9 protein-coding genes and 1 pseudogene are annotated in these 12471 nt (G+C 44.0%); 3 read left to right on the top strand and 7 right to left on the bottom strand.

What is annotated here, in order from left to right:
- Positions 1 to 43 precede the first annotated feature (43 nt).
- Together ulaR and ulaG are read left to right on the top strand one after the other, a co-directional pair.
- The gene (gene ulaR, locus CSW98_RS04175) at positions 44 to 799 is read left to right on the top strand and encodes an HTH-type transcriptional regulator UlaR (RefSeq protein ID WP_100799599.1); all 756 of its coding nucleotides are present in this window, start codon (positions 44 to 46) and stop codon (positions 797 to 799) included.
- Positions 800 to 819: 20 nt separating this feature from the next.
- Positions 820 to 1887 carry an L-ascorbate 6-phosphate lactonase gene (ulaG, locus tag CSW98_RS04170; protein WP_100799207.1) on the top strand — a complete coding sequence of 356 codons (1068 nt, stop codon included), beginning with the start codon at positions 820 to 822 and terminating at the stop codon, positions 1885 to 1887.
- Between the two features lie 48 nt (positions 1888 to 1935).
- Here ulaG and CSW98_RS04165 read toward each other — a convergent pair whose 3' ends face one another.
- The 6 genes and pseudogenes from CSW98_RS04165 to CSW98_RS04140 form a co-directional block, all read right to left on the bottom strand.
- Entirely contained in the window at positions 1936 to 2286 is a 351-nt protein-coding gene (locus CSW98_RS04165) for a hypothetical protein (protein WP_100799206.1), read from the bottom strand.
- Positions 2287 to 2351: 65 nt separating this feature from the next.
- Positions 2352 to 3605 (bottom strand): peptidoglycan DD-metalloendopeptidase family protein, encoded by a 1254-nt coding sequence (locus CSW98_RS04160; protein ID WP_100799598.1) that lies wholly within the window; start codon positions 3603 to 3605, stop codon positions 2352 to 2354.
- Positions 3606 to 3796: 191 nt separating this feature from the next.
- Complete coding sequence (locus CSW98_RS04155) at positions 3797 to 5515, bottom strand: Na/Pi cotransporter family protein (protein WP_232733469.1); 1719 nt, start codon at positions 5513 to 5515, stop codon at positions 3797 to 3799.
- A 215-nt stretch (positions 5516 to 5730) separates the two neighbouring features.
- Positions 5731 to 7128: pseudogene (locus CSW98_RS04150) on the bottom strand (PTS mannitol transporter subunit IICBA); the annotation flags it as partial.
- 532 nt (positions 7129 to 7660) lie between these two features.
- Positions 7661 to 8809, bottom strand: coding sequence for a mannitol-1-phosphate 5-dehydrogenase (locus CSW98_RS04145; RefSeq protein WP_100799205.1), 1149 nt, complete (start codon positions 8807 to 8809; stop codon positions 7661 to 7663).
- Positions 8810 to 8908: 99 nt separating this feature from the next.
- Entirely contained in the window at positions 8909 to 10795 is a 1887-nt protein-coding gene (locus CSW98_RS04140; RefSeq protein WP_100799204.1) for a PTS mannitol transporter subunit IICBA, read from the bottom strand.
- A gap of 453 nt (positions 10796 to 11248) precedes the next feature.
- On the opposite strand from CSW98_RS04140, the gene CSW98_RS04135 reads away from it, so the two are divergent.
- Positions 11249 to 12253 (top strand): Gfo/Idh/MocA family protein, encoded by a 1005-nt coding sequence (locus CSW98_RS04135; protein WP_100799203.1) that lies wholly within the window; start codon positions 11249 to 11251, stop codon positions 12251 to 12253.
- A gap of 4 nt (positions 12254 to 12257) precedes the next feature.
- Here CSW98_RS04135 and CSW98_RS17510 read toward each other — a convergent pair whose 3' ends face one another.
- On the bottom strand, positions 12258 to 12419 hold the full coding sequence (locus CSW98_RS17510) for a hypothetical protein (protein ID WP_157810323.1): 162 nt from the start codon (positions 12417 to 12419) through the stop codon (positions 12258 to 12260).
- Between the last annotated feature and the right edge of the window lie 52 nt (positions 12420 to 12471).

The following is a 12471-nucleotide window of genomic DNA, read 5'->3' as shown; positions in this document are numbered from 1 at the left end:
AACCACAAAGGTTGTGGTTGATAAACAATTACTGGTTAATGCTATGAACGAGTCCCAAAGACATAACGGAATCCTTTCTCTGCTGGATGAGAAAAACTCTATCAGCGTCAATGCCATTATTGATGCTTTTAATGTTTCTCCTGCAACAGCCCGACGAGATCTGACCAAACTGGATGAGCAGGGAAAGCTGAGAAAAGTTCGTAATGGGGCTCAGCGTCTGGAAACTCGGAAAAAAGTTTGGTCTCCGTTAAATATGGATAATACAGAAAATTTCCGGGAGAAATCGCTCATAGCCCACCGTGCCGCACAGTTATGCGGCAAAGGGGACAGTGTAGTTATTAACTGTGGTTCAACTGCTTTTATGCTTGGTCAGGAACTTTGTGGCCAGGATATCAAAATCATCACTAACTATTTTCCGCTAGCCAGCTATTTGATTGAACAGGATCACGAGTGCGTCATTATCACTGGTGGTCAGTACAACAAATCTAAAAATATCTTCCTCAATCCAACACCTGAGCTGTCAGGAACGTATGCTGGACACTGGATGTTTACCAGTGGTAAAGGCCTGACTGAACAAGGACTTTATAAAACAGATATGCTCACAGCGGTCGCTGAACAGCAGATGTTGGAACAGGTTGGTAAACTGGTTGTGGTTGTGGACAGCTCTAAGGTTGGGCAACGTTCGGGCATGTTGTTCTGCCCCGCCACCAAAATAGATATCGTGATAACGGGTAAAGATGCGGATGAAAATGTCATCGAAAGACTGAGAGACAGAGGCATCGACGTTATTTTAGTTTAGTGAAATGATAGGTAGATAACATGAGCAAAGTAAACGAGATCACTCGCGAGTCCTGGATTTTAAGCACATTCCCTGAATGGGGTACCTGGCTTAATGAGGAAATTGAAAAAACCGAAGTACAGCCTGGCACATTCTCTATGTGGTGGCTGGGTTGTACCGGTATCTGGCTAAAAACAGAAGGAAACACCAATATTTCCATGGACTTCTGGTGTGGTACCGGAAAGAAAACCCAAAAGAATGCGCTGATGAAAAATCAGCATCAGATGATGCGCATGGGTGGCGTCCGCGAGCTGCAGCCAAACCTGAGAACCTCAATTTTTCCGATGGATCCGTTTGCGATTAAAGAAATTGATGCGGTACTGGCTTCTCATGACCATGCCGATCATATTGACGTAAACGTTGCAGCAGCTGTACTGCAGAACTGCGGCGATCACGTTAAGTTTATCGGCCCTCAGGCGTGTGTGGATCTATGGATGGGCTGGGGTGTACCGGAAGAGCGTTGTATCGTCGCCAGAGTTGGGGATGAAATTCAGGTCGGTGACGCTCTGATAAAAGTACTGGACTCTTTTGACCGTACAGCACTGGTAACCCTTCCAGAAGGAACATCTTCTTATGATAAAGAAATTCTGGACGGAATGGATGCCCGGGCAGTGAACTACCTGATTGAAACTACTGGTGGTTCACTCTACCACTCTGGTGACTCTCACTATTCTAACTATTATGCCAAACATGGTAATGAATATAAGATTGATGTTGCCCTGCTTTCTTACGGAGAAAACCCTCGTGGCGTAACAGATAAAATGACTGCTTCCGATATTTTGAGAGCCGGAGAAGCACTGGACTGCAAAGTTGTTGTCCCATTCCACCACGATATTTGGGCAAACTTCCAAAATGATCCGCGGGAAATCGAAGTACTTTGGAATATGAAGAAAGAACGCCTGCAATATGGTTTTGCACCATTCTTCTGGCAGGTTGGCGGTAAATACACCTATCCGACCGACAAAGGCCGTATGTATTATCAACACTTCCGAGGCTTCCGCGACATCTTTACCGACGAACCGGAACTGCCGTATAAAGCTTTCTTGTAAGATCTTCCGGTTAGAACCGACACCCCTTCCCCCTCAGGGGAGGGGTGTTTATTTTCGTTTCGGTTGCCGGTAAGTCTTACCTGCTGCCTGATACGTTTCTTTCTGTTTGACATCGAACATAGAATAAAAGAACCAGGCTACAAAAATAATAATATCATCACCTTCATTCATAACGTACTCGACAAATTCCTCTTGCTCACCCTGAGCATTTTCCTGAACCGTCATATGATAGATACGTTTCTCTCCTTCGGCTTCTGCCAGAGCAAACTGCCCGGCCAGAGAATGAGCAGCTTCAGCAATTTCTGTATCATCACTGGCTTTAAGTAATTCCAGCGCCTGAGGTAGGTTTTCCTGTGCACATAGCTGTTTTACCAGCGTTTCAAATTCATTCTGTAACATGTATATCCACTATTTACCGGAAGATTAAAAAAGGCTGCCAACGGCAGCCCAATACACACACCTGATTAATTAAGTCTGGCTATCACCTGCTGATCAAGCAGATTATTATACTCTGCTATTTTGGCCTTAAACGATTTCAAATCTTTCTGAGCCACTGAGCTTGCCATTGGAATTTTCGCTTTCATCGCATTAACCGGACGACCACGAATAATAAATTCATAGTGCAGGTGAGGTCCTGTTGAACGCCCAGTGTTGCCAGAAAGTGCAATACGCTGACCACGGGAAATTTTTTGTCCTTTCTTCACCAAAATCTTGCTCAGGTGCAAATAACGTGTCTTATAGGTACTACCATGCTGAATCACAATATATTTACCCGCATAAGGATGATTACGGGTCAACACAACCGTACCATCTCCAGTAGACAGTACCGGAGTACCGATTGGGGCTGCGAAATCCGTACCGTTATGCGGTGAAATACGCCCGGTAACAGGGTGACGACGATTCGGATTAAATGGTGAAGAAATCCGCCACCGTTTCGTTGTAGGGTAACGCATAAAGGCGCGCTGCAGACTTTTTCCATTTTCATCATAAAACTGACCATCGGTGTGCAGATAAGCGGTTATCTCCTGCCCTCTGTTATGGAAACGGATTGCCTGAATCTCTCTCTTCCCGGTCGGAACTGAATCTACAAACTGTCGTCGCTGTACGATTTCAAAACGATCACCGGCTCGTAAATCACGACCAAAATTAATTTTATCTTTTAGCAAGGTATTAATCTGGTCAATTTCCGCAATATTCAAACCTGCACGATTCGCTGATATCGAAAAATTCCCCTGAATTTCACCAATAAGAGGCATAACCTCCCAAGTCCCGGGAATAGAGATATCAGCGAATTCAAATTCATCATCACTCAGGCGCGTATACGCTACCTGATCAGCAATATTAAATTTAAGCACCATTTTCTGCAGGCTTTTTCCATCTTCTGCACGCCAAAAAAGCAGATCATTTCCCGGCTGTAGAGTATCCAGCATCAGATAGTTAAGATCAGCTTCCATCACTTTCATCATATCGCCGTATGCGAAACCCAAACGCTCAAAGATGGAGCTTAAATTATCACCTTTACGGATGGTATAAACATAATGGGGAAGTTCAGTTGCCCCTGTAGCCGATGCGGACTCTGTCGCCGCCTCATAAACAGGCATATCTTTAAACTGAATAGGAATATCTTTTCGTCCATTGGAGCTGCTTAGTAAAATAAATAAAAATGCTGCAGCGACAACAGGAAAAGCAAAAACAGTTATTTTTGTTTTTGCCGGCATCTCAGCAATTGCTGTATTGGCAAAAGAGGTTTTTAATTTCTTATACACGTGATCAATCCAATCAAAACGGAAAATTGGAAAGGCTAAAGGATAGTATAATCTACTACCTTTTTATCAATCCTCTGTCATGGTTGTGCAGAGTATAGCAAATTTTCAGAGGTAATCCTTACTGATTTTGGTTCAAACACGCCTTATTGCCCTTGTATTGTCGGGTCTGTAGCATATTTTCTGAGTTGTAGCTTGGCTATCCGTTTACTTAATGTATAGACACGCTTCAGTTGCTCAACCCATTCCATCTCATAACGAAAAACCAGCAGGCGATTCGGATCCTCTTCAACCAGCCTTTCGGCCTGATGTGCCAAAACAGCATCCAGCAACGCATTAAGCTCTCTTTTAGCAATCAATACCTGCTGGGCAAGAGAGTCATCTCCTCTTCGGATCGCGTTCACGCAATCCAGCATGGCCTGATTCACCCTCCCCTGAACATCATCCAGAGTGTGTCGCATCATAGGACTGACCGAAATATTGGCATTAAGTGCTTTATATTCCAGAGGAAGTAAAGCGTCGACGATTAAATCCGCAACACTCTCGAGTTGATCCGTCATGCTGATCAGACGGATCTGACGGTAGCTCTGAATATCCGACAACGGCTGCTTTCTCAGGCTGCCGAGGTACGACAATATCTCCGCATGCAATCTGTCCACTTCTTCCTCGATCTGTTCAATCTGATTAAGTTGCTCCCGTATTTTCCCCCTATCGTCTGCATCCGGCAGCTTAAATGCCAGAGGGGGTAGAATATTCAACATATTACACACCCTCCGTCCTACACGTCCTATCTCCAGTCTAGCCTGATCCAAAGCAATATCTGGAGTATGCAGAAATTCCTTACCCAAGTATTTAGGCTGAATACCTTTGGCTTTTTTGTCGGTCACGGATTTAGACTGATATGGAATAATCTTTCGGACAACAAAAATAAACACACCACTAAACGGCAACATGACCACTGTATTTATCACATTAAATAGCGTATGTGCATTGGCGATCTGTCTGGGTAGCTCGGCAGAAAGACGATCTATACCCGATAGTTGAGCATAATCAGGAGACAATTCGATACTCATACCAGCCAATATACGGATAAAAGGAAGCCAGATAATGACTCCGGCAATATTAAATAATATGTGTATTGTTGCTGCCTGAATCGACTCCCGGCTCTTACCAATCGAAGCCAGTAACGCCGTCACACAGGTTCCGATATTCGCTCCCATAGTCAGCGCAATTCCGGCTTCCAGAGAAATCAACCCCTGCCCTGCCAATACCAGAACAATACTTGTCGTTGCCGCAGAAGACTGCACCAAAGCCGTGAACAAAGTTCCGGCTACAATAGCTAGCAACATATTATCGGTATGAGCAAATGCATCAATAAACGGCTGATAGGAACGAACCGGAGCCATCGACTCCCCCATCATGTTCATTCCCAGAAAGATAAGACCGAATCCAAAAAGGATATCACCGTAATGTTTGCTTCGTTCCAGCTTGGCATTAAAACGAATTAAAAAGCCCAGAGCCACCATAGCCAATGCTGACTGTGTAACTTTAAAAGCAATAATCTGAACCGTTACCGTAGAGCCAATGTTGGCCCCCATAATTACACCGACGGCCTGCGAGAGTGACATAAAGCCAGCAGAAATAAAACCGACCAATAATACAGTGGTAACCGATGATGATTGCACAACAGCAGTAATTCCGACGCCGGTCAGAACACCAGTAAACCGGTTGGTCGTCAGTCTGGCAAGAAGCGTTTTCAGTTTATCTCCGGCCACACTTTTCAGTGCATGTGACATTTTCTCCATACCATAGAGGAAAATCGCCAACCCTCCCAGAAGCCCGATACCCATCGTCAGATAATACATAAGCTACTGTCTGCCTTATTGTTGTTATACCGTAAACCTTTGTAATGCCGATACTGTAAGCATAGTTCTGGAAGTCTGTTTTTTTCTTTTTGGATCGTGACCAAACGAACGTTTCTGATACTGATATTTATTTTATACGCAAAAAAACCGGTCAGAGACTGACCGGCTTGCGCGTAATAACTGGAAACAATAATAATGTCTGATTAAGCACTCTGCTGAGCGGCTGACAGTTCCGCCACCAGATTGTCATACAGCGCATTATCCAGGAAATTAGATAGGGAAATATGCTTCGCATTTGCGGCATGTTTACGTGCACGGTCGGTCAGATCCTTGTGCGTAACAACAATGTCCACATCTCCTGGCAGGTTGTTGATAGCCAGATTAGTCACATCAATATTCAGGTTAGCTGCTTCTACTTTCTTACGCAGCAGGCTTGCACCCATTGCACTGGAACCCATACCTGCATCACACGCAACGATGATTTTGCGTACATTTGCCATGTTAATTTCAACTGCAGGAGCCATACCTTTAGAAGACGCTTTCATGTCTTGCATCTGGTTTGTTGCCTGCTCCAGTGAATCGTCACCTTCTGTCTGCTTTTGAGTTTTCAGCAGGAAGGACGCGATCACACAAGAGACTGCCGCAGAACAGATAACCGACAGAATCACACCCACAAATGCAGATTTAGGTGTCATCAGCAGTACCGCAAAGATAGAACCCGGTGAAGCAGGAGAAACCAGACCAGATTCAAACATAACGTTGACAAAGACACCCGTCATACCGCCACCGATCATTGCCAGGATCAGACGAGGGTTCATCAGTACGTATGGGAAGTAGATTTCGTGGATACCACCCAGGAAGTGAATGATAGAAGCACCGGCGGCAGATTGTTTTGCACTGCCTTTACCAAACATCATATAAGCCAGCAGCAGACCCAGACCCGGACCCGGGTTCGCTTCAATCAGGAAGAAGATTGAACGACCCATTTCTTCGGACTGCTGAATACCCAGTGGCGAGAAGATACCGTGGTTGATCGCGTTGTTCAGGAACAGGATCTTTGCAGGCTCAACAAAAAGAGAAGTCAGAGGAAGGATGCCCGTATCAACCAGAACGTTTACACCAGACGCCAGAGCACTGGATAATGTTTTTACTGCAGGACCGATGATCATATAAGCGATAATCGCACAGATCATACCGATAATACCGGCAGAGAAGTTGTTGACCAGCATTTCGAAGCCGCTTTTCACTTTACCGTGAATCGCCTGATCGAATTTCTTAATCGCAAGACCACCAAGAGGACCGGCAATCATCGCTCCCATAAACATTGGGATGTCCGTACCAACGATAACCCCCATGGTTGTTACAGCACCGACAACGGCACCGCGGTCACCGCCGACCATCTTACCACCGGTATAACCGATCAGCAGTGGCAGCAGATACATGATCATAGGACCAACCATGGAAGCCAGCGTTTCGTTTGGCACCCAGCCGGTTGGAATAAATAGCGCAGTAATGAAACCCCAGGCGATAAACGCGCCGATGTTAGGCATTACCATGTTAGAGAGGAATCGGCCAAAGTTCTGGACTTTAACCTTCGCTTCTGGTGATAACATATTCAGTACCCCATTCGATGTTCTATTATGTTTATGTATATGGTTTTTGCTAAAAACCGTTTGTTGTTTGCTTAAGACACAAACAAATTAACACACTAGATAACGAAATACTCTCAAGCGGGATTTTTGTGATATAGATTACACAATCTTTACTATCAGAGTCTTTTTATCGTGACTACTCTCACATCAGCGATGTGTAATTTAATTACACGAGCCTATAATTTAATTTATCAACAATTATTTAAGAGCAAAGATCACATAATTAAAAAAATCAAGCCAACCAAAATAGAGATGAACATCACATTGTAATTAATTAAAAAAAATCACAAAAGAATAATTGTGATCATCATCAATATCAATCAATGGCTTTCTTCCTCTTTGGTAACCAGAAAGAAATGCTTAGTAACAAAGTGTAATTTTGCGACAAAGATTCCGCTCAGGATAAGAAATAAAAAAAGGGAGCCAACGGGCTCCCCAAACTTAATACCGGTTTATAGTTATATTTTTATGACTACTATTACTACAACTCTATTTACGCTATCTGCGTATACAGTGCTTCTATCTTAGCGACTTCAACACAGTCCTCTGCCAAGCCAGTATATTTTTCCAGTGTTTTTCTGACCCCTGTATCAATAATCGCCTGCTGCAGTTCAACCGCCTGTGGGTCGCCGTCATTAGTATATTTAAGAGCAGCTGCCACTCCTTTAAGCAGGGTTTCGTTGCTTGTGCTGTATTCAATTGTACCGCGTAAAGGTTTAATCAGACGGTCATCCTTACTTAGTTTTCTGAGAGGCTGACGACCAACGCGATCAACTTCATCCACCAGATAAGGGTTAGCAAAACGGCCTAAGATTTTTTCAATATAGGCAGCATGTTTTTCACGTTCAAATCCATAACGGTTGATCAGAACTTCACCACTTTCTTCCATGGCTTTTTTAACATCGCTACGAATAGCCAAATCTTCAATCGCTTCACGAACTGTTTTATGGCCTTTCAGATTCCCCAGATAGGCAGTTACACAATGACCAGTGTTTAAGGTAAACAATTTACGCTCAACAAATGCCATCAGATTGTCAGTACGCTCCATACCCTGAATGTCGGGGATGTCACCTTTGAACTGAGTTTCATCAACGATCCATTCACTGAAAGTTTCAACAGTAACTGCTAACGGATCTGTTTCACCCTCTTCAGCTGGCGGTACAATGCGGTCGACCGCAGAATCGACAAAGCCAACCAGTTCTTCACTTTTTGCTTTCACTTCATCAGACAACAGCTCAAACACTGCCTCTTTCAGTTGGCTGGTACCACGTACCATATTTTCACAAGCAATAATATTCAGTGGTGTTGTAACACCGGCTGCCATTCTTTTTTCCAGACCTGCCGCCAAAGTTTTTGCGATAATTTTCAAAACCGTCGGACCAACCGCCGTTGTGATCATATCAACAGATGCAATACAGTCTACAACTTGTGGATCCATAGAGTTCAGGGCTGTAACACCGGTAACTTTTTCTATAACGCAGTCAGCACCAACGACCTTTACCGGATACTCATTACGTTCGATAAGAGCATTAACGACCGTTTCGTTGACATCAGCAAATGTCACTTCCACACCGGCATCCGCCAGTAGTTTACCAATGAAGCCGCGACCTATGTTACCGGCACCAAAATGCAATGCTTTCATAATATTTACCTAAGAAAATTGGGAATTCGAAAAAGAAGGCCGGACGGAAGTACCGGCCTAAAGTCCACTTGGGTTAGGAGCATAGACTCCAAAGCTAAATCACGCGTTCAGAATACGTAGTACGTCTTCTGGATTATTTGTCGTTTTCAGACATTCAATAGCTTCTTCGTCATCAAGTGAATTTGTAATGGCCGTAATGACCTGAATATGTTCATCGCCTTGAGCAGCAATACCGATAACCATTTTGGCAACATCATCTTCATCTTCTCCCCACTGAACACCATCAGGGAACTGGCAGAAAACGATGCCGGTCTTTTCTACATACTGCTTGGTTTCGATTGTGCCATGAGGAACCGCGATAGATTCGCCCAGATAAGTAGAAACCAGTTGTTCACGTGCCAGCATACCGTCGATGTATTCAGCCGCCACATTACCCAGTTTCACTAACTGCTCACCGGCAAATTTAATCACGTCTTCTTTTGTTGTCGCTGTCATTCCCAGAAAGATATGTTCATGGGTCAGTTTTAATGTTTTCTCTTCACTAGCAACATTTGTAGCGACTGGCACAGCAGGCTGTGCTGTAGCTGACTGAGCAGACACCAGTTCTGCCACCAGATTGTCATACAGTTCACCATCCAGGAAGTTAGACAGAGAAAGGTGCTTCGCATGAGCCGCATGCTTACGAGCACGGTCAGTCAAATCTTTATGCGTAACAACAATATCTACATCACCCGGAAGGTTATTGATAGCCACATTGGTTACTTCGATATTCAGGTTAGCAGCTTCGACTTTCTTACGCAGCAGACCCGCGCCCATCGCACTGGATCCCATACCGGCATCACAGGCTACGATAATTTTACGCACAGCCGCCATATCAATATCCGCAGAAGCAACTGCGCCCTTAGCACTGGCTTTCATGTCCTGCATCTGGCTGGTTGCTTTTTCCAGAGAATCATCGTCTTCAGTCTGCTTCTGAGTTTTCATTAGCAGTGAAGCAACAAAGAACGACACGACAGCAGAACAGATAACAGACAGAATAACACCGACAAACGCAGCCTTAGGTGTCATCAGTAGTACCGCAAAGATAGAACCCGGTGAAGCAGGAGAAACCAGACCGGAATCAAACATAACGTTGACAAAGACACCCGTCATACCACCAGAAATCACAGCCAGAATAAGACGAGGATTCATCAGTACATATGGGAAATAAATTTCGTGGATACCACCTAAGAAATGGATAATAGATGCACCAGCAGCAGACTGTTTAGCACTGCCTTTACCACACATCATATAAGCCAGCAGCAGACCCAGACCCGGACCCGGGTTCGCTTCAATCAGGAAGAAGATTGAACGGCCCATTTCTTCTGACTGCTGAATACCCAGAGGAGAGAAGATACCGTGGTTGATCGCGTTGTTCAGGAACAGGATCTTAGCAGGTTCAACAAAAAGAGAAGTCAGAGGAAGCACGCCAGTTTCAACCAGAACATTTACGCCAGAAGCCAGAGCACTGGACAATACTTTTACTGCAGGGCCAATAATCATGTAGGCAGCAATGGCACAGATCATCCCGATGATACCGGCAGAAAAGTTGTTGACCAGCATTTCGAAACCACTTTTCACTTTACCGTGAATCGCCTGATCGAATTTTTTAATCGCAAGGCCACCAAGAGGACCAGCAATCATTGCACCCATGAACATTGGGATGTCCGTACCAACGATAACTCCCATGGTTGTTACAGCACCGACAACGGCACCGCGGTCACCACCAACCATCTTACCACCGGTATAGCCGATCAGCAGTGGTAGCAGGAATTTGATCATAGGGCCAACCATGGAAGCCAGCGTTTCATTTGGCACCCAGCCGGTTGGAATAAATAATGCGGTAATGAAGCCCCAGGCGATGAATGCGCCGATGTTAGGCATTACCATGTTAGAAAGGAATCGGCCAAAATTTTGTACCTTAACCTTTGCTTCTGGTGATAACATATAACTACCCCGTTCGATGTTCTGCAAAAATGGTGTGTACGGTTTCTGGTAAAAACCGTTTGTTGTTTGCTTAAGACACAATCAACTTACCACACTAAATTTCAATTGACTTCTGAACGGGGTTTTCGTGAAAAAGATCACACAGCAAAAAGCAAAAAACAGATTTTGAGTGATCAAAATCACAAACGGGAAATGTAAAAAAATTCCAAAATAATCACATTCATTTAGTCAATAAATTTTTTTAAATAAAGATCACAAAAACAAAAAACCAATAAGAAGAATAAAGGTGATAGGAATCACATAATTTACATTTAAAAAATCACATTGAAGAAATAACGTGATTACGATCTTATTTTGTAATTTATTTCACACTCCAAAATAAATTACCGCTTATTACAGAATAAAAAATGTAATTTTATGACACATCTCTTTCATCATAGGAGCCTGCTTAATATGCAACCACAAGCCGTCCGCTGGGGAATCGCCGGCATTGGTCAGATCGCACATCGCTTTGCCGCTGATTTAACTCAACACTGTCCGGATGCAATGTTGTATGGTGCTGCAGCCCGTTCAGTGACACGAGCAACTGAATTTATCTCCGAATTTCAAGGTATCAAAAGTTATGCTTCTTATGAGGAAATGGCTGCAGATCCTAATATTGAAGCTGTATATATCGCCACCATCAACCCGACCCACAAATCATTAATTGAACTCTATTTGCAACATGGCAAGCATGTACTGGTTGAAAAACCAGCACTCACAAATACCGCAGACTGGGATGAAATGTTCACTCTGGCACGAAAGCAAAACCGACTGCTAATTGAAGCTATGAAAACAATTACATTTCCAGCCTATCGCTCACTACGTCAGTTTATTCAGAACAATCATATTCAGATTAGCCATATTGATGCAGCTTACGGCGGGGCTGTTCCTTTTGATATCAACAACCGGGTATTTGCTCCTGATTTATGTGGTGGTGCTTCTCTGGATGTCGGGGTCTATCCCTTGTGGCTATATGCCGACTTATGTGACTGCCTTGGTCTGTCAACCGGAGAACTGACAACGCAATTTGTTCAGAATAATCCGCAAACCAGAGTCGATGAAACGGCTATTTACCAGTTTTCCGGTCCGGTATCCGGCACGATAGGAGCCTCCATTACAAATGATATGGAAAGAATAGCAATTCTGAGCGGCCCGAATGTAAAGATTGTGATTCAGGATAAATGGTGGAACCCTAAAGTAATTGATATTGAGTATCAGGGAGAGCAGTTTCAGATATCCCCTCAAACACAGGGGGGCGGGTTTGAACATGAAATACAACACGTATCCCGGTTAATCCAGAACAAAGCCAGCAGTTCCGATATTATTAAAGAATCCACCAGCCGAACCGTGATTGAAATTGTAGAAACAAGCCTGATCAAAAATGGTTTTACACACCTGACGGCCAGAAATATCTGATGTTCTACTTCGCCGTACGCTGCCGGGTAAAGAACAGCCCGGCACTCAGTGTGCCGGCAATACCGACACAGACCCATGTGCCGTAAAACATAGGCTCATTGTGGAATGCCACAAAAAAAGTAGTCAGCCATAAACCTACCGTCATTGAAATAAGATGTTGTCTCATGTTCTATCCCTTCTATTGATGTGCCGACTAAAGCAACACTATAAACCAGAAA

This window comes from Vibrio sp. HA2012 (assembly GCF_002812955.1).
GTDB lineage: Bacteria > Pseudomonadota > Gammaproteobacteria > Enterobacterales > Vibrionaceae > Vibrio.
Note: the sequence above shows the minus strand (reverse complement) of the source record. Positions and strands in the feature narration are given on the sequence as shown.